This is a genomic window from Denitrovibrio acetiphilus DSM 12809 (assembly GCF_000025725.1).
Taxonomy (GTDB): Bacteria; Chrysiogenota; Deferribacteres; order Deferribacterales; family Geovibrionaceae; genus Denitrovibrio; species Denitrovibrio acetiphilus.
The window spans coordinates 551,010-572,701 of record NC_013943.1 but is presented as its reverse complement, the minus strand read 5'-3'; the positions used below and the strand labels follow the sequence as shown (position 1 = coordinate 572,701).

Genomic DNA, 21,692 nt, shown 5'->3' with positions numbered 1-21,692 from the left:
ATATCCTAATCTTTATAAATTCCACAAAAAACATAAAATTTTTAATCATTTGTTCATTAAATTAATCCTAAACCCCTGACAATCCTTTCTTTCAGTTCTGACATTGCAATTATTCCGCTGGAGATAAGAAGCCAGTCAGGTGAATCACGGCGTATAAGCACAATGGATGGTGTCTGGGCAATATTGAAATTCAGAGCCGCTTTCTGATCCTGCTGGATATTCACTGGTTTCACCTGCCAGCCGGAATCTTTAACAAAATATTCCAGAACCGGCTGCTGCTTTGCGCAATATCCGCAGTTGGGTGCATATAAATATAATAAAGCAAATTTGTCTCTGTTCTCAGCCAGAGTCTGTTCAATTTTCTCCACCTTTATCCGGTGCTTTTCGTCCTGACCAAATTTCGATGTAGGAATCTCATTTTCCTTTGAAAGCTCCGGATTAGTCTGAACCACATACATAAAGCTTTCCATATATTCCCTTGAGCGGTCAATGGCAACACCCTGAAGTTTGAGATAGTCCTTTACATTCTCATGAGAAGGGAACATAAGGGCGTAGTCCTTAACATCCTCTATTAGCTTATTTAAACGATCAGGATGCATGATCTGCACAGCCTTCCAGTCAATTACAGGTTTTCTATAATCATCTTTCAACTGTTTCTCTGATTGTGGTTTAGGGTCTTCATAGTTATACCAGCCGTGCCCTTTATCCTTATAAAATGGCTTATCAGACTGACAAAAGCCATTCAGTGCTAAAAGCACAATCAGAAAGCACAGCAGTCTCTTTTTCGCCATAAGATAAACACCATATTGTCATTATTCGGAGCACCAGGGGGATTCAGAAATCTGTTCCAGACTATAGACGGCTGACCGAGTCTCCGGCAGAAATTGTCCGGCACCGGCATAGCAGTTTGCAGCCTGTACTGCATCTTGTTCCATATGGGCATGGGGTAGTAACTGCAGAGTCCCTGTGCTCCAAAACTCCCCCATAACTGCAGCGTCCTGTGCATGCTGAATATGAGCTTCGAAGCATTCACTTCAGAAGCCTCAGTAAAATTGGACATACTCATTGTATTGTTCGACGTTGGGAAAACAGAATGGTTACCTGCGCACCAGTAGAGCGGTGGTATCGTATATTCAGCTAGCGACGCTATCGAATCTGGAATCTGGCAAGCCATTATCGCCAGTGGATTTGCAAAAAGGACAACTTCCGGAGTAAGCAGGAGAGCCGCCTGATCTGACCTTTTTGTAATGTCAAACTCCGACATATATGCAATAGAAAGTCCGCCGAGGACACCAGTATATTTGCTGTCCGTCTGCATACATATCAGGTCTGTAAAAATCTCCATCATAGTGAACGGCAGAAAGATAAACATATGGGTATTCGTGAAATCTTTTGCCGGTTTGGAGTTGCGCCCTTTCACGCCACTCCCCCATGCGGAAGAGCTCATACCGAAGCCGAGCGTCGGAAAGCAGAAAGGGTCTTTGACTGATTCAATAATCCTGATCGGCTCTCTGTAGCCAAGAGTTATCCCTATGCGTGGAAGAGGATCCATGCAGAGACATACTGGGCTCTGTGTACCCATAGACCTGTCAGCCATATCCGCCAGAGGGTTTCCGCTGGTGCCGATAGGGATACCGCCTATGCTTATAGGCAGAAAGCAGTTCCAGCGCACCCTCGTGATCGGATCGAGCATTGGCCCTGCGCAAAGAGCAAATGCGCTATTTGCTGACAGCAGAAATATTATTATCAGAATTTTTTTCATCTTTGACCTTTATCACATCAACACGCATCATTTTGCGGCTGAAATCCTCGTATATAACGCTTACTGTATTCTCTATCGAAAACCTCTCACGAAACTGAGAATCAAGCTTAAACACGCCTCTGCCAAGTTTCTCAGCAACTTCAAAAGCGTCCCCCTCAGTGATAAGCGGGTATGCTCTGTAATCGTCTTTGTAGTATTTGCTGAACCACTGCAGCTCAGCTTCTCTTTTGCCGTTCAGAATCACATAAGTTTCAGTGATGTCAGCATAGTCGAGAGGGTTATAGGTGAAGCCTTTGCTGTAAAGAACTCCTATGATTTTTCCGGTTGTATCTACTTTAGGTATGTCTTTATCGAGAGTATATGTCATATCAACATAGTAACTGCGGTCTTTGTCTGCAGGCGGCAGCGACATACTTGCCATTCCTGCTTCTTTTCGCAGTCTGTCTTTCTCTGCTTCAAATTTCCTCTGCCAGTCAGTCTCTGAGGCACGCTTTTCTATCTCGGTTATGATGTCTTTTTCAGCTATTCCGTAGGTAGTGCCGAATGTCCCCAGGTCTTTAGCAAAAAGAGGCACCACAAAAGCAATCATAATGAAAAAGACCCTCATTATCTCACCATCTGCATATACTCTGGAGTCAGGTCTCTGAAAGTCCCTTTAACCACTCCGGATGAATTCAGCACCAATCCATTTTCTCCTTCCAGTCTGTCTCTTATTATTTCAGTTTTCTCCTTATACTCAGCTGTGGTCAGCTTATCAGCATAGAGGTCATCCTCAAGCTTCATGAGTACTCTGTTAACGTCCAAAACGGCTATTGAAGAATATTTGATATAATATCTATCAACCACAAACAGGTGATATGCAGATATTGAAATCAGAATGGCCATCACCATAAGAAGTGTCCTCATCAAGCCCCCTTCGCCGCCAGATATTTTTTAAACTCGCCAACGCCGCCAAGTTCTTTTGCGAGAGACACACAGTCCCTTACAGCCAGCCTCATCGCCTCCTGCTTTGACATGCCTTCTGCAAGATACTTGTCAGCTATCTGCTTGATATAGAGATAATCAACTGGGTCTGACGTATTCATAAAGTATCCGGTTTCATCAACGATAAAACGTACAACGGTGTTGCCGTATGGGGTCTGAAGGTATATCTCTGAATATTTTGGCAGTGAGTTTTTCGGTATCTTGTCTATCAGCATCTGCATCTCAAACTCGCTTATATCGAGAATCTTGTTCTCGTATGCGAAATTGAATGTCTTATCATAAAGGTTAAAAGCAAAGTCGGACTGAGTCTGGATAACATTGCCCAGATAGCTCAGCTTGCCCTCCGGTGATAAGTCATGGAGTGACTGTGTAATGATAATTACAGAAGCGTTGTATTTCCTGGCCTTACGGTAAAGCCCTTCAACAAACCTTGCCGCATAAGGATTCTCTGAAAGAGTCTGCCAGCTTTCATCAAGCACCACAAACTGCGGAGTTTTTCTATCTCCTTTATAAATTTCCTGTTCAATAATATTTGCAAAAGCAAGGACTATAACTTTCCGCAAATCAACAGGTGTCTTTGTAAGGTCAGCAACCACGAGATCACTTTTGAATCTGACAGTGCTTTTACCATTAAAGAAGTGCCCGTACTGTCCGCCGGAGCAGTATTTACCAAGCCTTAATGCCAGTCTATAGGCTGTGTCCCTGTGATATTTGCTTCTGTCATCCTGAGCGTGATATTCCGATATATTCATCAGATAATCGTGGATATCGTCTATCATTGTCTCTCTGCCCTTCACGCTGAACATGTATGAAACTGCGTTCTCTATAATGGTCAGCTCGTCTTCATCTAGCTCAGAACCGGCACGGGAAGTCACCATAGATGCTAGAATACCCGTGAGCATAATAAGCGTGTCACCGTCCATCTCAATGCAGTAACTGCCTACATTTTCTGAGCGCACATATAAAACATCAGAATCGCCCACAAGTATCTTAATTTCCGACCCGCCCTGTTCAAGAATCTCTACCTTTGTCCTTGCAGGATAAGTCACTCCATTATGGTTTATGGACTGTATCAGAGTCCCTTTGACAACTCCGGCCGCCTCAAAGAAATTCAGAACCATTCCGCTTTCATCATGCTCAATATACTGACCGTCGGTCATATAGCATGCTTTCCTGTATGAATCGCAAACGGTAATAATCCGAAACTTTGCACCAATGGACATATATGAGTTCACAAATCCGTTCATAAAAAACGACTTCCCCGCTCCTGTCCCACCTGTAACATAAGCATTCTTGTTTTTCCCAGTATTCAGAATATCAAGACTGACAAGCTCACCCCTTCGGTCAATATACAGCAGCACCGGAGAGCCAACCCCTGAAAAACTAGCCTGAACAGGTGCAAAGAGAGAAGCCCCTTTGCTGTCCAGGATAAAATCTCTATCCAAATCCTGAAAATTGCTGTGATACATACCACATGGCAACCCTGCGATGAAAAGCACATGCAAGAGGTAATCCCGCTCCGTCTGGCACTCAACACCACAGGTGTTCCATATGGATTTTGCCCTGTTCAGTTTTGATGTAAGCTCGTCCTCACTCTCAGCTAATATCATCAGCTGAGGTATTACATGGACGAACCTTTCCCCCATCTCATATCTCTGAGCCACATAAAAGTTTTCTTGTTTCCTGTTGTTTGTTCCTGCGGCGAAGGCATCAAAATGCCTGCCATCTTTATTTGCACTTTCAGTGGCTTTTGAGTTCTGAACAGCTTTGGTCTGAAGTTTTGATTTCAGATTCTTGTTTATGACAATGTTGACACTGTATATGAAAGGACACTGGAGTTGATTGATATCATTCTCAGCCGCAGTTATCCCTTTGCTGACATACCCTATCAGATCATTCGCAAAAAGGTTATCTATCTCTCTGGGCAGTTTCTTAGGTGTCAGTATCCCAACACGCCTGCCGTTAAACCTTATAGAATTCTTAGCACGCTCGACCTCAGTATCTGAATATAAAATCTGCTTATGTATCGGGATATTCTCATCCCATTCTATCGTTTTATTGTGCTCCAGATCAGGATTCACCAGTCTATAGAGCATAGTAATAAGCCTGTCCGGTTTCATAGACAGAGGATTAAAAAGCTTCATAGATTCTTTGACGTTTGATATATAGTCAAGATGTCCGACAACTTCTTTTCTGTATTTGCCTGTGTTTGTGGACGCATCCGCCTTAACAGGAATCCTGACGGAAATAAACAGCCTGAAGTGCCGCAGCGGAGTGCCAGACAGCTGCCACATTCCACGGTTTCCATGCTTCCTGATAAACTCTGAATAGTCATCTATAAGCTGGGAATGTATCGGCAGAATTTCTTTGTTGCGCCCACGAAGGTTTTTATACCCATCTGCAATTTGATCAATAAAAGGATCTGCAAAAAGCATATACTGTATGATGGTGTCCGGAGCTTCTGCACCTCTTATAACTGAAGCTATCTGATTGAATATATTGTCATCAGCGAAAAGGACCGGACTGCATTCCCATATCCATCCGACAGAATTGTCACGCAGGAAATAACTCTCTGTCTCTTCATCATAACTGACATATGGGAATAACGAGCTGAACTGCTCCCTTTTAATTTGAATATCAGATTTAAGCAGACCGCCGTTATCACCTGTAACTGCTCTTTTCAGACAAGAGATCATTGGACAGCACCCTTATCTGCAGGAATCAAATAATCGCCTATAATCCAGTCGGGCTTCTGTATGATTATATAAAGACTGCTGAGCATATGGAGTCTGCCTGCGTCATCCACATAGGGCAATATCGTAACTTTCAGTGTTTTTGCTTTAGTGGTAAGCGGGTTAGCCTCTCCCAGGTTAATGCTATAATTTATCAGGTCATCAACATCTTTTTCCTGTTCAACCTTTTCAGTCTTCGCAATCTCTGTTTCTTTCTCTTTCTCAACGGCATATTCAACATTACTGGTTACAGGCTTGCAGCTCCTTCCGGCATCCTTGAAGCCATCACAGCCAAGCTCAGTATTATATATACAGCCGTTCAGAGCTACGGCCGCCAGAATTATCACTAATATTTTATACCTGTCCATTCCCACTCCTCCATTTCAAGGGAAAACCCCTTTGATATGATCAACTCCACTTCCTGCCCTCCCTGAGCATGTATCACAGGTTTTATCTCCTGCAGAAGGTCTTCGAAGAAGTCAGTCAGTACACCTGCACTCTTTCCAACCCCTTTTCCAATTGCATTTCGGGCTATCTGGTCGTCTGTATATGTCTGCTCAGATGTCCCGAACACATTGACATTCTGAGTGCTGTTTGCGGCACTGAATCCTTCGGCTCCGCCCTCTATAAATCCGGACACGCCGGCAAGCAGCAGGGCGGCCTCCTGTTTTGAAATAACCTTTCCGGCGATACCAACAGAGCCGTCACCACCCTGAACTCTTCCAGTTACAGGTATATCCACAACCTGTCTTCTGTCTGATGTGATGCATGAAAAGCTTGTTAGTCTGGTATGCACCCGTTCGTCAGAGAGCTCAGCATGTGCCTCGCCGCCGACATAGCAGCCAGCAAGGTTTCGTCTCACCTCATTAGGAAAGAATGACAGGTCTGTCAGCCGAAATATTACCGGAGTCGGGTTTGACTTCCCCTGTGTAGATGTTTTGGCATAAACACCCGTAAGCAGAACCGCTTTGAAAATGGAATTGGACGGCACATAATTTACCTTTGCAGGATTACTTTTTTTTTGTTCAGTCTCCTGCGGAACCGATATCGAAATATAGTCTATCCCTGAAATTATTGTTTCCGTCGGTCTGCTCTTTTTATCCTTTGGTTTGTCGAATTCAAGATTGTTCTCTTCCTGCGGATATCTCATGCCGCCTGAGTTAACAGATTTTTGAAAATCAGTCTCTCCAGCGGCAATCACCTTATCCGGTTCCTGAGCCTGATACGGCTGATTATTGAACGATAAGTCAGCCTTCCGGTTTTCAAGCTCTTCCACACGCTTCAGCACATCACCGAACTTCTTATCAATACCAAGCAGAAGGCTGGTATTCCTGTCTTCCTTTGCGCTGAAGTTTTTTGCATTCACAGTAGTCCTCTGCACTGCGGCAGGCCTCTTTTTCGAAGCTCCGGAGGCATAGTACATAAGCGTCAGAATAACCGCCCCAATAAACAGAACTATCGCTATGTTCAGCTTCTTTTTTGTTTCCGGAGCCAGTGCCACATACTTCTCTCTGAAATTCATTTGATCTTCCCCTGCACCACATAGGCTTTTGTAATCCCTGCGAATGTCGGAGATAACAGTGCGACTGCCTTGACATTGCTCAGCATCCTCAGCTTCAAAAGCTCAGTATCTGTCAGGCTTACCTTCTCTTTTGATTCCAGAATGAGCTCTTTTACAACATATCCACCGCCAACCATTACTCTTGATACAGATATATCAATTCCCCTGTAGGTTTCCTTCTCGTCAGATTCATCCATATAAAAATCATTAAGCGGCTTATTTTCTATCAGAGCCTGAATAAACTCTGTTATAAGGTCTTCATAGCTTTTAGAGCGTACATATTCGTTTGCTTTTTTCATCTTCCCTGCTGTATCCGAAAGATAAACCGTCTCTGTCTTCTTCTGCTCCGCTTGCAGAATGAGTGAATAGACCGCATCACCACAGACAAGGTGAACTTCCGCATAGCCGTTAAAATACTTCTTTTCTATCAGTTCCCCGTCTTTTGTAACCGCAATAACCGGAAATTTAATAAACAGGTTATTTCCGGAGATTTTGTAGGTCATATTGTTTTCTTTGGAGGTTGCAAAGTCGGTAATAGGATAAGGGCAAACGATTCTATTCATGTCTGATCTGGACATTTCGATAGTAGTTACAACCTCTGGTTCTATGCCTGTTGTGGCTGAATGCACATAAGCAGGTAATAATAGAAACAATAACAGTAGCAGTCTCATGATTGCTTCTCCTCTATGGCTGTAATCCTGAAAAGCCCGTTAAAAACATCGTAGTAAACCAGCAGCGAAGCCTTGAACGACTGGACGTTCTCTCCGAGGATTGTCTTTGAGGTTTCACCGGATATCTCGATAACATTCGGCTGTGTGAAAGACTTGATCTCCATAACCCGAAATACCATCGAAATCTCATTATCCGCATAAGCGTTTGCCATGCTGATCAGCTTGTTTGAATTCTCCTGATAGCAGTCTGCGGAAAACAGTGAGGCAAGTTCTTTGTATTGGTTCGCAACTGTCTGCGGAGTGAAATTGTATAAAAGCTGGCTTACATAAACTCCCATCGCCTGGACATAGTTAGCATCCAGAAAATGCCCGCTGACAGCAGCCTTTGTGGTCAGCCCTGTGGGAATGAGATATGCATTCTGGTTTCTGAAAGAGTTATTCAGCATCCACAGCTGTATGATGATAACAGCGGCAAGAACAATAGTCATAAACTTGCACAGTCTGTTTTCCATAAACAGATTAGATGCCCTGCTTACATATTTATCAAAGCGCATAGCTACTCCATAAAATTGCGAATAAAGATATTTGGAAAATGCCTGAACTGCTTCAACCCCAGCATATGCGGGATGTGTCTGAAAAAGCCTCTGGGGTGCTTTTCTTTACCTTTTCTATAGATAAAGAATATGACCAGCACTAATATAAAGAGCACGATGCTTTTAAGTAAAACACCGACAAGCACCCCATTTGCAAGGATCACGAACTCATCAGAATCCAGCATCATGATTTTTACGGGTTTGTGCAGATATTGTGGGACGTATGAGCGCATTAGTAGATAGCACCCATTGTGGATACTATAGCGTTCAGCCCCAGCCATGCTGCTGATAGTGATGTTGCTATTATAGGTGTTCTGAGGTTTGAGCTGATCATACCGGTGACTATGCCGTAGCCAACGCCGCCAGCTCCGATTGTATAGCCTATCGGGCCGCCGATGACTTTGTTCATAGCTATGTCATACCAGGAATATGCGAGATCACCCGTTGTGGGTGTTGTGGCGGCCTGCGCCATAGATGTGCAAAAGATCGCCGCCGCAAACGCAGCGAATGTAAGGATGTGTTTTCTCTTCATTAGGAATTGCCCCCTGTGTATTGTTATTAGATAATGAACATGGGGGTAAACATCGTTGAACAATAAAATATTCACAATGTTAAAACTTGCGTTGCAATCAGGCCTAGTTAATTGTAAAATTCTCTCTATAAATATATAGGAGCAACCTATGCGCAAGTTTTTTTCATATTCAATAATATATATAATCATTAGTTCATTTTTTGGTTGTGCAGGGGTTAATTATTTACCCTCAGTTTCAGAAACAGATGTTAATAAATATGAGGATATCTATTTAGCTGAATATGGGCGCATCAAAAGTGAGACATCGGTTAAATCATTGGTTAAATGGGTTCAACCTTCAAATAAATCAGAAGAGTGTAAAGTATTTGTGGGTACCTCAAAAGAAAATGATCGAACAATAAAACCTGACTATAAAATATTTTGGGATGGAGATTGTAAAAACGGCTACGCATATGGACTTGGAAGAGAATTCGAAAAAGGCATCTTAACCGATATGGAGGCAATAGCCATATATCCTGGCAAAGAGCAAGAACCAGAATATTACTACCAAAAATTTAACTTAAATGACAAGATATTAGAAGGTGACTTACAAAATGGATACTTTGTAGAAACAACTATTAACGATAATGGGATTAACTTTAATTTAAGCTATATGTATGGATTCTTTTCAGATAAAGAACCTAATCTTTTAAACGTCAGCTCTCCGTTAAGTGATACTGTCATTCACCACAAAACGTATCCAAATTTCTACTACACTATCGTAGATTTCAGAAATAATGAGTTCGACGATAGAAATTTTAAATTTCTTATTACTGATAGAAAAACTGAAAAAGAAACTGGTTTCGGAATTGAAAACACAAAGCAAGGATATTCTAATGCCGCCGAAGTCATTAATGGACAGTTAGTAAAGCGAGTTAAACTTCCTGACAGTTATTATAATAAGGTGAATACTATTTTAAATGAAATCAGGGATGCAGGAAATAAGGCCCTTGGTGCACAACAAAAAGCCCTTATAGTCAAAAAACAATATAAGAAAAAAATATGCAACGATAACATTGAAGTCACATTCATTGATAATTTAGAATATAAAGCAATTTGTGATGAAGACAAATACTTATCCAAAATCAAAGAAAAACTTGACGCTGAATTAGCAAAAATTAATGAGCAAAAGGCACAAAAAAGAGTCCAACTGAAACAAGAACGACAAACTAGAGCGCAAGAAATGCAAGCTGTGGCGGCACAACGACAAGCGCAAGCAGCAGAAGAAGCCAACTTAAATAGCACATTAGATAACATGAATACAGCCAATCAACTGCAACAACTCAACAATAATTTATTTTATATGAGAATGGGCTGGTAATATGACTCTATTAAAAAAACTATTATCATTTATAAAAGCAAACTTGTTTCCAATTTTTATCTCACTTATGCTTATTTACATTGCAAGCATCATAAATGAGCTTGACGATCGAATAGATAGAGATCTTTATTTTATAAATAAAGAAATAGAAAATGTTAAAGGCGATATTGAAAATATAGACAGTAAAGTCTTTGATATAGCTAGTAAAACAGACAATTACACATATGAGCTTAATGACTTGAAAGGCAGCATTGAGTCAAACGAGAACAAACTCACTGAAATAGTAGAAAAAGTTGATATGTTAAACTTAAAATTAATGCGATACTAGTCACCGAGAAATTAGACATTAAATCCAATCTAGAGCCTGTAAATAGAAGTGTGTAAACGTCGTATGTGTTAAAATAACATAATACGAGGTTTGCTATGGTATTTGATAAGAACAAGCTAAAAGATATCCTTGCCGAGAACGATGTAAAGACAACAGAAGACCTACAGGTATTTATGCGTGAGATGATGAAAGAAGTCATCGAAACGCTATACGAAGGGGAGTTAGAAGCTCACCTAGGCTACAAGAAACACGAGCAGAATGCTAGTGAATCAGGCAATAACCGTAATGGTCATTCATCCAAGAAAGTCAAATCACACGTAGGTGAAATGGAGCTCGAAGTCCCCAGAGACCGCCTATCAACCTTTTCACCTGAAATAGTAAAGAAACGCCAAACCGATATATCAGGCATAGAGGCTAAGGTAATCTCTATGTATGCCAAAGGGATGAGCAATCGTGACATCAAAGAGCATATTTATGAAATTTACGGTCATGAAATCTCTCCAGAGACAGTAAGCGTTATCACAGACAAGATTCTTCCACAGGCTAAGGAGTGGCAGAATAGAGCATTAGAAGAGATTTATGCCATCGTCTTTATGGACGGTATGGTTCTAAAGATGCGTGTGGATGGAGCCGTCCGTAACGTCACGATCTACTTTGTGATCGGCATTAGCCTAGAAGGTCATAAATCCTGTCTGGGGCTATATCTTGCCGAGACAGAGTCCGCTAAATACTGGCTGACAGTCATGAATGAACTGAAGAACCGTGGAGTGCAGGATATTCTCATCTTTGCCGTAGATAACCTTAAGGGCATCTCAGAAGCCATCACAGCCGCTTTTCCGCAGTCTGAGATACAGAAATGCGTAGTCCATCAGATTCGTAATTCTCTCCGCTTTGTGCCTTGGAAAGAGCGTAAAACTGTAGCTGCTGACCTCAAGAAAGTCTATGCTGCAGCCACAGAGGAACAAGCCAGAGCTGAGCTGGATGCCTTCGCCGATAAGTGGGACAGTAAATATCCTAATATTTCAAAATCATGGCGGAACAACTGGACTGAACTTTCCACTTATTTCAAGTACTCTAAGGAGCTTAGGAGGCTGATTTATACCACGAATCCGGTTGAGAGCTTTCATTCTGCTATCAGGAAAACTACCAAAAGCAAAGGAGCCTTCCCGACGGAAGACTCCCTTATAAAGCTCTTATATTTAGCTATTTTAGGTATCGAAAAAAAGTGGACTATGCCAATCAGGGATTGGGGTGTAATATACTCTCAGCTGTATATAAACTATGAAGATAGAATTACGACTTTACACAGTTAATATGACAGGCTCCCAATCTATCTTGTCACCGTTTACTACTCCTTGGTTAACACGCTTTGCTTTAAACATTCCGTAGCCATATCTTGCTTGTATAAAAAAAGCCGTTGCTGTCTTGTGTACAATTTTCTTATCAACAGATTCAGGTTTTAGTGCAATCACAGGCGAACCTTCGACCGCAACAGAATTATAAATAAGCCCATCAATATTAGGGCTTTCCAAAAAGAGTGCCCCGAGAATCGAGGTTACAATATACAATTTATCTGATTTCTTTCTTCGTAAAATATCAGAAAAGAAAGCATCACATAGTTTGAATGCCATAAAAACAAATTCATCCAGCTTACTTTCTGCGTATTCATAGACGGATTTGAAATACTCATAAGTTTCATGAGTTAGAAAATAAGGTCTACTATCTCTCCTTATATAGTCATATATCCCAATATAATAAACCTTTAGTTCTTCAGTACTTTCTGATTTCAAAACATTTATATTTTCACTTTTAATAGCATCAACTTCTGAGAAAACAACATTAATGCCACCAAATGTGTCATTGAAGTATATACACCCGTAGTAAATTGATTCACCATGTTTATTAAGCCTGCCAATTGAAGGTTTCACACCTGCATCTTTAGGGATATACGACAATCTGCTTACGTTTTCGAAACATGGTTTGTCGCTTATTACATCATATTTAACTGCACGTGCTATTTTTAAACCTTGATCAATGGGTATTTCTAGAGTAATCGTATAATAACCGACTAGGCGGTCTAGTAAACTTTTAATCTGCACACTGTCTAAATATAAAGCCCCATCTATGAAAGAATTCAGTTGATTAATATAAGTCGAGACCTCATTTGAGCAATATTCAGCGTTCGGATTCATCTCTTTTGCTTTGATATCAATTAAATCAGTTATGTTTTTATCAAGCTCTATCATTTACACCTCTTAATCATCTTATAGATTATAACATTTTCACGATCTAAATTCAATCTCGCAAATCATTCAGAGTGATCCTGATAGCGTCTACTATCTTACAGAGTGTTTTCCAGTCGGGTTCTCTGGCATCCTTAAGATAGTTACAGAGGCGACTAGGTGAAAGTCCTGTCTTTCGGCAGATGTCGGCTTGTTTGAATCCTTTTGCTTCTATGTGATATCTGAGCATTTCGCCTAGTGTTTTTTCTCCTGTTGCTATCATTAGAATTCTCCCATTATATCGTCAAGTTGACCATCTGCCTCAGCGAAATCCGGTAACATTGCTATATCCGGCTGGTGGGTGGCGAACATGCTGAGGAGCTGTGCCCCTTCGGAGCTTTTGATATATTTCTGTAGAGCCATAGAGATAAACTGTCCTCGCTGGGTTTTCGGAATGGACATTATCATTTTAAAAAGCTCTTCGTTTTTGATTGTGATTTGAAGTCGATATGCTTTCATAGTCCCCTCTTAATTAAAAAGAGGCTTCACAGGCGGAGTGTAAAGCCTCTTCCAACTTCTGACGTTATTTATTTATCCGCCTTTAAAGCCTGTTCTTGCTTCGCCATTAAAGCCTTCAAATAGCCTCTGGCGTTCGCAAACTCTGACCGTTCGGGAACTTTGACAATCTTAGCATATTCAGAAGGAACATATTTGGCAATAGTAACTGCGCCTCCGCCAGCGAGCAACAGTAAATCTGCCCTCTGGAGACGTTTGTCCCAAAGGCTTCTGATATTATGCATCACTTCGTCAAAATACATCTCTGTGATGTTCCTAATGGCCTCAGTCAGGTCTATTTTGTTGCCGTAAACATTCATACGTCCTGCAAGGAAAACATCTTTCGCTTCCTGATCAGAAAGCTGTATACCATGTTCTCTGTTAATCAGTTCCACCAGTTCCAGCACGATCTTAGATATGCCGAACTTGTCCAGCGTTTTAGCGTCCGACCTTATAGCCGTCCCCTTCTCAAAACAAAGTACATCTATGGTGTTAAACCCTATGTCTGATACGATGCCGTTTTTGGCAGTATCGGCTTTCACTTTGCCTGCATCATCCATCCGGTAATCGAGCAGGATGCCCACTGCCTGCGGGAACATACTGAATTCTGCCTTGATTGTGTTGCCGTCCACCTGTGCAGTTGTCAGCTCTTTGGTCATCTCATCTTTTCTGTTGAAGAGACCAAGCGGCAAGCCAGTCGCCACGTATGACGGCACAAGCCTAAGCACTTTAAGTGTGTGATGGATAAAAAGCGGAGCATACTTTTTCAGGAAATCAAAGCTCCTCGTTGAAAAAGCTCCGAATCTGGCTGATTCGCCGACTATGTATTCCCGTCCCTGAAAGCTGTATCTCTCCTCAGCCTCGTCAGCAATGTCAATGCTGTTCATCGGCGCATAAGCTACCGCCGTCGGCAGCTTGAAATATTTCAGTTCGCCGACATCCATATAGACGGCTTTCACATCTCCATACCCTACATCTATCCCTATCATGCAATACCTCCTTTGCTTTCTATTCTGATAATGGATAAGGGGGTAAACGGTTTAATCAGTTTTTTTTAACTTTTTTATAAGTGTCCGAACAGTGATTAAACACTCTTAATAAATATCATTGATTAATTACAGGCTAAATAGTCATCACAATTGACACTTCAAATAATAGATACTATAATATCTACAAGTTGAATATTTTGCCTTTTAGGGATACTATAATGACTTTTATAACTTTAGAAGAGATGGCTGAATATATCAGAAACTCATTGAGAAACACCCGTCTGGAAAAAAACCTCACCCAGGAAGGTCTTGCCGAACGATCTGGGGTCAGCCTCGGCACATTGAAGAAGTTTGAATCAACAGGACAGATTTCTTTAGAGTCGCTTCTTAAGCTTTGTCTTGCACTGAACTTACTGGATAATTTTGCAAATTTATTTGATAAACAAGAGCAGCTAAAATCATTGGATGCGATCTTATCGCAGGATAAGACAAGAAAGAGAGGACGAAAGAAATGAATCATAAGCCCACACAACTGCTTAATGTTTTTTATCATGCTGATAAAAAATATCATATGGGCAGACTTGCCTCCAGAGATAGAAAAATCTGGTTTGAATATTCCCCTGACTTTATAGCTGAGGGTTTTGAACTGTCTCCTTTCAAACTGTCGCTGCAGCCAAATGCTGTATCTGCTGATACTAATGCGTTTGATGGTCTGCACGGTATATTCAATGACAGTCTGCCTGACGGCTGGGGCAGAATGCTTCTTGACCGTCAGGTAGCTAAATATGGGATAAGCCATCACCTACTTACACCGTTGGACAGGCTGAGCCACGTCGGTAAATACGGAATGGGGGCATTGTCATACGAACCTGAGTATTCAGAAGATGTCCAACATGCTGAGAATCTTGACCTTATGAAACTTGCAAAAGAGATGCAGCAGATTTTGGAAGGCGAAGGAGACGACGCACTGCTGAAGCTGAAGCAGCTTGCTGGTTCATCAGGTGGTGCCAGACCAAAAATCACTGCAAAGGTAAGTCCTGACAAAAAGCATATAATGTCCAGAACAGATAACCATCCAAATGGTTACGAGGACTGGCTGATTAAGTTTAACTCAAGATTCGATGATGCCGACTCCGGCAGAATAGAATATGCATACAGCGTCATAGCTAAAGATTCCGGAATAAATATGCCTGAGACTTATCTTTTCGACACAGTTTCCGGAAGTTATTTCGGAGTGCAGAGATTCGACAGGGATAACGGCAGACGTATTCATATGCATTCTCTTTGCGGACTTATCCACTCAGATTACAGGTTTCCATCACTGGATTATTCCGACCTGCTGAAAGTCACACAGGCACTCACAAAAGACATGAGAGAAGTGGAGGCCGCATTCAGACTAGCATGCTTCAACGTAATAATGCACAACAGGGATGATCACAGCAAAAACTTTTCATTTCTATATCAAAATATGGAATGGAAACTTTCTCCTGCCTATGACCTGACATTTTCATCAGGACCGAACGGCTATCAGAGCATGACTGTTGCCGGTGAGAGCCTTAAACCAGCGATATCACATTTGAAAGAATTAGGAAAAAAAGCCAACATAAAGAAACCAGAACGAATTATAGACCAGGTTATAGCATCAGCGATGAAATGGAAAAATACTGCATCCAGTCTGAACATTAGCGACAGCACAATTAAAACGATTGACCAGATAATTCGAAAACATACAAGATAAGGCAGCAAAGGTTTTCATTTCACAAAAAACTTCCTTAAGGTCACTTTTACACCCAACCTGTCACCCAACCTAAAGTTGGGAGACAAGTTGGGAAACTGAATTAAAAGTCAATCACAGATTAACACATATATAATTAACAGAAAGCTATTTTCCAGTTTCCAGAAATTGGAAAATATATATTTCACTAATCACTCTTTAATGAGTGTTTAAACAGTTTTCTTTGAATGCCTAAACACTGATTGAGCAATTATCAATAATTCACTTGATTTTAATTGTATATACATCATTGTATATACGTGAGGTGAATCATGGATAAGGCAAGAGTCTTTAAAAGTGGAAACAGCCAAGCTGTGAGGCTTCCAAAAGAATACCAGTTAAATACGAATGAGGTCTATATCCGTAAGGTAGGCAACATGATTATCCTGCTGCCGAAGGCAGACATCTGGTCGAACTTTGAAAAAAGTCTTGATATGTTTGATGATTCCTTTATGTCTGACAGGCAACAGCCTGACTATGATGACAGGGAGAGCTTCTAGCCATGTATATGCTGGATACCAATATCTGTATTTATATTATAAAGCGCAGACCTGCGGAGATCATCGAGAAATTCAAAACTTTCAATATTTCTGAGCTGTGTATCTCAAGCATCACAGCAGCGGAATTACATTACGGTGTAAACAAAAGCCAGCGTGTGGAGCAAAACAGCGACGCTCTGGCGATGTTTCTATCACCTCTGGAGATATTGCCATTTGACGATGCTGCGGCTTATGAATACGGCATCATCCGTGCAGAGCTTGAGAAGAACGGCAATACCATAGGCTCAATGGATCTCCCGATAGCGGCACACGCCAAAGCCATGAACGCAATCATAGTCACCAATAACGAACGTGAATTCTCCCGTGTATCAGGTATCAAGGTCGAGAATTGGGTGACGTTATGAAAAGAAATGAATTAAAAGATGAGCATGAGCTAGCTGTGATTAATCGGTTCAGGATATACATTGAATCCAAAGGCTATAGCTTTAAAGTTTTGGAAAGGCCAGATCCTCCAGATGCAATAATCGAAATTAATGCCAATAAAACTTGGATAGAAATAACTGATGCATTTCTATGTCCTGAGATTGCTGAGAGCATAACTAGCTATGTTGCTGATGATATTCCTCATAGACCGATACCAAGTCAGGTAAAAAATGCATCAGATGATAACTATGGAGAAATATTAAAAGAGATCATTTTAAATAAATATTGCAAACAAACGATGTGTAACACTTATGCTAAATATGGTTCTGGTATATTAATCGTTGGAATATTTAACCCTTATGCAACACTGGAAGAGATCGTCATTACAGAGAGAAATAAGATTATGGAAGCGATTCAAAATGAAGTGAAGGTTTTTCATAGAATTTATTTGTACGAAGCCAATAGCCCAAGGTTAGTTGAGTTTATTTAGAATCACTCCTTAATGAGTGTTTAAAGAGTTTCCTCTCAATGCCTAAACACTGTTTTGTGCGGTATGGGAATCTGTGATGGATTATTTCGCCATCTATGCCGGAAATCACCAATGCAGAAAATTCAAAGAGAACCCTAACGACAATAACCTTCGGTGTGTAGATATAGTCACAAATCTTGCGGAAATCATTGTTTGTAAGAACCAAAATATCTGCCTTGCGATCGCTTATACCAGCGTAAACAAATTCATTTGGTACTGGTCTGTGCCACTCAGGGAAACCCATCCCATCAGGGATAGTATTCATATCCAATACATTCACCCTTCCCTGCTGATAAAGCCTATTGAAGCCTTTCACAAACTTATGCCGTATCTCAAAATGATAGCTGGTGAGGTACTTGCGATACCTATGGGTTTTCATAGTTCCCTGTATGGACTAAAATAGATTTGGAATGTCTTTTCTGGTATGTCGTTATGGTTTTTATCCCAAAAGAAGTTTGTCCGCTGATAAGTGTATTTAGACACAACTTTCTCGATAAACCTTGTCGTCATCATGCTTATGATCGCTTTGAATTTCTTCTCTGTACCGGACAGTTTGCGAAACTTTTTATCTGTCCATAGCTGGAGACCTCTTATCTGATAAAATGAGTCCTTCGCATATTTTGCAGTCTCCAGAAGCTGACTCACAAGGCTGGCTAGCTGAACCAACTTATACTGTGGCGAGGTTCTGGTGGATATGATGATCTCGCAGCGTTTCTTAAAGTCGTCTATGACGCTTTGCCTGATAGTCACATTGATGTGTGTTCTGCCTGATTTCTCGTATACAACGACATGGTAGCCCATGATCTCTATAGGCTTTTCAAAGATGTTATAATACCCATCAAGCTTGTGTTTTGAGGTCTCAATAACGGAATTTCCTATGCGGATGCCAGTATCTTTCACCCTGTATATAAACGGGTCAAAGATACAGTTTGCAAGGCTGCCTTTCAGCCCTTCGGATGCCCAAAAGCACAGGTATTTTTCCATAGCCTCATCCAGAAACCTTTTATCAGTGATGCCGTGATCTCTGAAACTGCGAAGCAACTGCTCAGGGTCATGCTTCCGCTCATATTCTGCATGGATGTAATACCAATGCCGTACTCTGCCATTAAAGAGCCTGCGAAGCCAGCTTATGGCGTGACCTTTTGTCCAGTCTACTTTGAATGAGTTTTTGATCTTTTGCATGCTCGGTGCGAGTGCGAGATATAGCTGATAAAGCTCTTTAACCTCGTCATAAACCGTTGCACCTGACCTGTGAAAATACTTGTCCGTGAGCTTTTCCGCTGTCTGTTTAAAAGCTGAACGGTTCATTATATCGTACAGCTCGCCATTGCGGAAATACGTACGCATGACGATTCTGAGCTGTGCACGTCTTACAAGATAATAACTGTTGTCTGCTGCTTTCATATCTTATTAATGCGTTTCGCAGTAAATGGATACCATCAACTAATAATTTCTTTTTAGTGTCAGCACTTTGCTGACCATAAAAGAAGTGGATAATAAAAAATTGGGCAGGCTTGACAAAGCCTGTGACCGGATAGATTATATCTGTAGTTTTTGTAGAATTTTCTGGTGCAATAAATTGGATTTCGATATCCACTGATTTCTGTCATCCGTGAAGGATATACAGACAACTCTTGATTCACTTCAAACTGATTAACACTACTTTTTATTGTGGGATTCACTCGGATTAAGTTCCTTATTACGGCGTATAGCCGTCCACTGGAGGAACAGATGTAACGCCTGATTTAATCCGAGGCAGAGTCCCCAGCCAACAGCCCGACTTTTGGGCTGATGATATAGATTTATGCCTGGTTTTTTAAAACCATTTGAGACGCTCAGAACCCCTGAAGCTCACATTTTCCGGAGCCTGACCCGCTTCGATGAATAATTTCGCCATTCTTGTGAGATAAAGGGGAGAGCTGGAGAGCCGGATGCGATCGAAAGACGCACGTCCGGTTCGGGAACCAGCTTCGGGGAGCTACCCACCTAGCCAGTGGGGTGTGACCCGACAGTTGAGTTCACATGATATATCGCTTTGAAGCGGTGCGCCTGGATAAAACAAACATCCATTTGGTCAGGGGAATATATGCTCAGCGAGCAGTATTAACCTGCAAGGGAACCGGCGGCTGTAGAGGGATTAAAGGATTGGTCATCCATATAAACCTATACAGTTGGAGCAGTCGGTTTAAAGCCCGTGAGGGCGACCCGAAACACTATGATGACGAGAGGAAGCTCTGTATAAAACTTTGATCAGTAGGTGCGAGTAAGGCGATCTGTGACACTTCGTAGCCTGAAAACTGCAATAAAGCCGGCACCTGCGCCGACGCTGAAAATCAAAGTACAGGAGCCATCTAAGGTGTTATATGGGATGTGTGAGGTAAAAGCTCACGATGTCGGGACAGGTAAAGCTGTTGGCATTTTGTTTGAATCGGGGATGTAACCATTTTGGCATTGCCAAGATGGGCACGGAGGATTCGTAGTAAGCCTGATAGAGATATCACGTTTGCGTCCGACCGTTCAGGTTAAGAGCCTGCGGCAGCAGAGGGGAGTGGCTTCCTCAATGTGTAAGCGAAGGACAAACGAGCTGATTAAAAGTCGGCTGGACGAAGGGATCTAGGCTCTATATTTTGAGCTGTTTACAAATGGTTTTTAGAAACTAGTTGTGTGCAGAAACCGAGTCCATTTCTTATGGGACTCGGTTTTGAATACCGGACATGTCAGGCACATGTCCTACCTCATGGGAGCTGCTTCGGCGGCTCCCATTTTTAATATTTCAAATAATACAAGAAAGATGCTAAATTATTTAAACTAACCTAGCAGATTTAGATCATCATGTATGGAGACCATAATGGTTCATGGAAAATCATATATCCGAAAATTACATGAAGGCTCACAGCACGGATTCTGTAGATTGTGTGGAGAAGAAAAAGATTTATCTGAAGACCATATACCTCCGAAATGTTTTGGGAATAAATCTCCTGTAAAAATAGTATCTGAAAATGGAAGAGAATTTACATCCAGAAATGGACTTAAATTTAAAACTATATGTAGAGATTGTAATTCAAAACTTGGCAGATATGACAAAGAGTTAGAAGTTATCTATAACAAACTGTCTGTTGCATTGAATATACCCTCTCTAAGCTCCATTATCATTGAAGTCAGCACTCATTCTTTGATAAAAGCTTTGATCGGACATTTATTAAGTTTAGTTTTTTACTCTGATGACCCCAAAAATGAGTTAAAAGAACCTTTGCAAAACCACTTTCCCATATTTGAATCATTACGTGATTACTATATCAATGGCAAAAAGTTAAAAAATTTTGATTTTTATTATTGGTTTTATCCGAACAATACCACTAAAATTATTCAATACATTTATTCTGCAAAATTACCAAATGATAATAGCGTAATAGCAGGACACATTTTGAAATTTCATCCGATTGCTTTCTTTATCCTTGATAAAAATACTTCAACCGTAGTACCTAAAGCAAATAAACTAGATTTATCCCTTATTCGTAACAATCTTGTAATAGACATGAAACATTATCCAAATATCAATTTTCCAGAAATTCCTCACGATAATTTTTTTGTTCTATATAATAACACAAAGCATATTATTGCTAAAAAATAAATTATATGCTGTTAACTTAAAACTACCTCTTCAGAATAAATAAGTGGCTACCCAAAGGTATTATTATTTAATATCGTTCCATAATTTTGTTGGTCTAGCGGCAACAAGTTCCTGAACAGTTTCTTTTTTAATCAGCTCCACCTCTGTCTCAGTCAACCCCTGAGCCTCAAGATTCATAGTGACGGCGGCACTATTGGTTTGTGCTGACGCAATCTCTTCGGCTCTTTTTGTAAGCATCTCCTTGATAGAGGTCTTAGGCACAAACGCATAAACAAATTCGCAGCCAAGTCCTTCAGCCACCTGTTGCATAGTTTTTAGAGTTAATGAGTTATCCATTTCTTTTTTTTCGATCTCAGCGACTCTCGGCTGACTGACACCTATACGACTGGCAAGCTGCCTGCCGGACATCCCAAGTGCTTTTCTTATGGTGTGTATCCAGCCTTTCTTTGGCCTCTGTTCCCCTAAGAGCAATTTGTATTTTTCAAGCTTTTTATCTATTTGCTCCAGCTCAAGCAATTTGTACTTCCCGTTCATATTATAACCTTT

The 21,692-nt window shown here is 41.1% G+C and carries 27 protein-coding genes; 9 read left to right on the top strand and 18 right to left on the bottom strand.

What is annotated here, in order from left to right; genetic code table 11:
• Positions 1 to 56 precede the first annotated feature (56 nt).
• From DACET_RS02825 to DACET_RS02775, 11 genes are read right to left on the bottom strand one after another with little or no spacing between them, the layout of a single operon-like run.
• Complete coding sequence (locus tag DACET_RS02825) at positions 57 to 791, bottom strand: conjugal transfer protein TraF (RefSeq protein WP_013009903.1); 735 nt, start codon at positions 789 to 791, stop codon at positions 57 to 59.
• Positions 761 to 1,762 carry a TraU family protein gene (locus tag DACET_RS02820; RefSeq protein WP_013009902.1) on the bottom strand — a complete coding sequence of 334 codons (1,002 nt, stop codon included), beginning with the start codon at positions 1,760 to 1,762 and terminating at the stop codon, positions 761 to 763. Before DACET_RS02820 ends, DACET_RS02825 begins: the two co-directional genes overlap by 31 nt.
• The gene (locus tag DACET_RS15335; RefSeq protein ID WP_148214133.1) at positions 1,719 to 2,351 is read right to left on the bottom strand and encodes a hypothetical protein; all 633 of its coding nucleotides are present in this window, start codon (positions 2,349 to 2,351) and stop codon (positions 1,719 to 1,721) included. Before DACET_RS15335 ends, DACET_RS02820 begins: the two co-directional genes overlap by 44 nt.
• 17 nt (positions 2,352 to 2,368) lie before the next feature.
• Positions 2,369 to 2,668 (bottom strand): hypothetical protein, encoded by a 300-nt coding sequence (locus DACET_RS02810; protein ID WP_041229817.1) that lies wholly within the window; start codon positions 2,666 to 2,668, stop codon positions 2,369 to 2,371.
• Positions 2,668 to 5,442 (bottom strand): TraC family protein, encoded by a 2,775-nt coding sequence (locus DACET_RS02805; RefSeq protein ID WP_013009899.1) that lies wholly within the window; start codon positions 5,440 to 5,442, stop codon positions 2,668 to 2,670. The genes DACET_RS02810 and DACET_RS02805 overlap by 1 nt, the downstream gene beginning before the upstream one ends.
• Positions 5,439 to 5,846: a TraV family lipoprotein gene (locus tag DACET_RS02800; RefSeq protein ID WP_013009898.1), complete on the bottom strand. Its 408-nt coding sequence runs from the start codon at positions 5,844 to 5,846 to the stop codon at positions 5,439 to 5,441. Before DACET_RS02800 ends, DACET_RS02805 begins: the two co-directional genes overlap by 4 nt.
• Positions 5,825 to 7,000: a TraB/VirB10 family protein gene (locus DACET_RS02795; RefSeq protein ID WP_013009897.1), complete on the bottom strand. Its 1,176-nt coding sequence runs from the start codon at positions 6,998 to 7,000 to the stop codon at positions 5,825 to 5,827. Before DACET_RS02795 ends, DACET_RS02800 begins: the two co-directional genes overlap by 22 nt.
• Complete coding sequence (locus tag DACET_RS02790) at positions 6,997 to 7,710, bottom strand: TraK domain-containing protein (protein WP_013009896.1); 714 nt, start codon at positions 7,708 to 7,710, stop codon at positions 6,997 to 6,999. The genes DACET_RS02795 and DACET_RS02790 overlap by 4 nt, the downstream gene beginning before the upstream one ends.
• Complete coding sequence (locus DACET_RS02785) at positions 7,707 to 8,264, bottom strand: TraE/TraK family type IV conjugative transfer system protein (protein ID WP_013009895.1); 558 nt, start codon at positions 8,262 to 8,264, stop codon at positions 7,707 to 7,709. The genes DACET_RS02790 and DACET_RS02785 overlap by 4 nt, the downstream gene beginning before the upstream one ends.
• Before the next feature lie 2 nt (positions 8,265 to 8,266).
• The gene (traL, locus tag DACET_RS02780; RefSeq protein ID WP_013009894.1) at positions 8,267 to 8,536 is read right to left on the bottom strand and encodes a type IV conjugative transfer system protein TraL; all 270 of its coding nucleotides are present in this window, start codon (positions 8,534 to 8,536) and stop codon (positions 8,267 to 8,269) included.
• Positions 8,536 to 8,835 carry a hypothetical protein gene (locus DACET_RS02775; protein ID WP_013009893.1) on the bottom strand — a complete coding sequence of 100 codons (300 nt, stop codon included), beginning with the start codon at positions 8,833 to 8,835 and terminating at the stop codon, positions 8,536 to 8,538. Before DACET_RS02775 ends, traL begins: the two co-directional genes overlap by 1 nt.
• A 148-nt stretch (positions 8,836 to 8,983) precedes the next feature.
• On the opposite strand from DACET_RS02775, the gene DACET_RS02770 reads away from it, so the two are divergent.
• The 3 genes from DACET_RS02770 (at position 8,984) to DACET_RS02760 (ending at position 11,836) form a co-directional block, all read left to right on the top strand.
• Positions 8,984 to 10,195: a hypothetical protein gene (locus tag DACET_RS02770; protein ID WP_013009892.1), complete on the top strand. Its 1,212-nt coding sequence runs from the start codon at positions 8,984 to 8,986 to the stop codon at positions 10,193 to 10,195.
• A 1-nt stretch (position 10,196) separates the two neighbouring features.
• Positions 10,197 to 10,523, top strand: coding sequence for a hypothetical protein (locus tag DACET_RS02765; RefSeq protein ID WP_013009891.1), 327 nt, complete (start codon positions 10,197 to 10,199; stop codon positions 10,521 to 10,523).
• A 95-nt stretch (positions 10,524 to 10,618) separates the two neighbouring features.
• Entirely contained in the window at positions 10,619 to 11,836 is a 1,218-nt protein-coding gene (locus DACET_RS02760) for an IS256 family transposase (protein WP_013009890.1), read from the top strand.
• Here the strand turns inward: DACET_RS02760 and DACET_RS02755 are convergent.
• The 4 genes from DACET_RS02755 to DACET_RS02740 form a co-directional block, all read right to left on the bottom strand.
• The gene (locus tag DACET_RS02755; protein ID WP_013009889.1) at positions 11,825 to 12,769 is read right to left on the bottom strand and encodes a hypothetical protein; all 945 of its coding nucleotides are present in this window, start codon (positions 12,767 to 12,769) and stop codon (positions 11,825 to 11,827) included. The genes DACET_RS02760 and DACET_RS02755 overlap by 12 nt on opposite strands.
• A 49-nt stretch (positions 12,770 to 12,818) precedes the next feature.
• Entirely contained in the window at positions 12,819 to 13,028 is a 210-nt protein-coding gene (locus DACET_RS02750; RefSeq protein WP_013009888.1) for a helix-turn-helix domain-containing protein, read from the bottom strand.
• Positions 13,028 to 13,264, bottom strand: coding sequence for a hypothetical protein (locus DACET_RS02745; protein ID WP_013009887.1), 237 nt, complete (start codon positions 13,262 to 13,264; stop codon positions 13,028 to 13,030). Before DACET_RS02745 ends, DACET_RS02750 begins: the two co-directional genes overlap by 1 nt.
• Before the next feature lie 68 nt (positions 13,265 to 13,332).
• On the bottom strand, positions 13,333 to 14,289 hold the full coding sequence (locus DACET_RS02740) for a ParM/StbA family protein (RefSeq protein ID WP_013009886.1): 957 nt from the start codon (positions 14,287 to 14,289) through the stop codon (positions 13,333 to 13,335).
• Positions 14,290 to 14,531: 242 nt separating this feature from the next.
• On the opposite strand from DACET_RS02740, the gene DACET_RS02735 reads away from it, so the two are divergent.
• The 5 genes from DACET_RS02735 to DACET_RS02715 all read left to right on the top strand — a co-directional run bounded on the left by DACET_RS02735 (position 14,532) and on the right by DACET_RS02715 (position 17,476).
• Entirely contained in the window at positions 14,532 to 14,804 is a 273-nt protein-coding gene (locus DACET_RS02735) for a helix-turn-helix transcriptional regulator (protein WP_244392551.1), read from the top strand.
• On the top strand, positions 14,801 to 16,027 hold the full coding sequence (locus DACET_RS02730; protein WP_013009884.1) for a type II toxin-antitoxin system HipA family toxin: 1,227 nt from the start codon (positions 14,801 to 14,803) through the stop codon (positions 16,025 to 16,027). Before DACET_RS02735 ends, DACET_RS02730 begins: the two co-directional genes overlap by 4 nt.
• 308 nt (positions 16,028 to 16,335) lie before the next feature.
• Complete coding sequence (vapB, locus tag DACET_RS02725) at positions 16,336 to 16,563, top strand: type II toxin-antitoxin system antitoxin VapB (RefSeq protein WP_013009883.1); 228 nt, start codon at positions 16,336 to 16,338, stop codon at positions 16,561 to 16,563.
• A gap of 2 nt (positions 16,564 to 16,565) precedes the next feature.
• Positions 16,566 to 16,967, top strand: a complete 402-nt coding sequence (vapC, locus tag DACET_RS02720) for a type II toxin-antitoxin system tRNA(fMet)-specific endonuclease VapC (RefSeq protein WP_013009882.1) — start codon at positions 16,566 to 16,568, stop codon at positions 16,965 to 16,967.
• Positions 16,964 to 17,476 (top strand): hypothetical protein, encoded by a 513-nt coding sequence (locus DACET_RS02715; RefSeq protein ID WP_013009881.1) that lies wholly within the window; start codon positions 16,964 to 16,966, stop codon positions 17,474 to 17,476. The genes vapC and DACET_RS02715 overlap by 4 nt, the downstream gene beginning before the upstream one ends.
• On the opposite strand, the gene DACET_RS02710 is transcribed toward DACET_RS02715, so the two are convergent.
• A complete protein-coding gene (locus DACET_RS02710; protein ID WP_013009880.1) occupies positions 17,469 to 17,894 on the bottom strand; it encodes a hypothetical protein in 426 nt (141 codons plus the stop codon). The two genes, DACET_RS02715 and DACET_RS02710, sit on opposite strands and share 8 nt — an antisense overlap.
• Positions 17,891 to 18,919 carry a hypothetical protein gene (locus tag DACET_RS02705; protein ID WP_013009879.1) on the bottom strand — a complete coding sequence of 343 codons (1,029 nt, stop codon included), beginning with the start codon at positions 18,917 to 18,919 and terminating at the stop codon, positions 17,891 to 17,893. Before DACET_RS02705 ends, DACET_RS02710 begins: the two co-directional genes overlap by 4 nt.
• Positions 18,920 to 20,363: 1,444 nt before the next feature.
• Between DACET_RS02705 and DACET_RS02695 the strand changes: the two genes are divergently transcribed.
• Positions 20,364 to 21,146 carry a hypothetical protein gene (locus DACET_RS02695; RefSeq protein ID WP_013009878.1) on the top strand — a complete coding sequence of 261 codons (783 nt, stop codon included), beginning with the start codon at positions 20,364 to 20,366 and terminating at the stop codon, positions 21,144 to 21,146.
• A 63-nt stretch (positions 21,147 to 21,209) separates the two neighbouring features.
• Here the strand turns inward: DACET_RS02695 and DACET_RS02690 are convergent, their stop codons facing one another.
• Entirely contained in the window at positions 21,210 to 21,680 is a 471-nt protein-coding gene (locus DACET_RS02690) for a mobile mystery protein A (RefSeq protein WP_013009877.1), read from the bottom strand.
• Positions 21,681 to 21,692 lie beyond the last annotated feature (12 nt).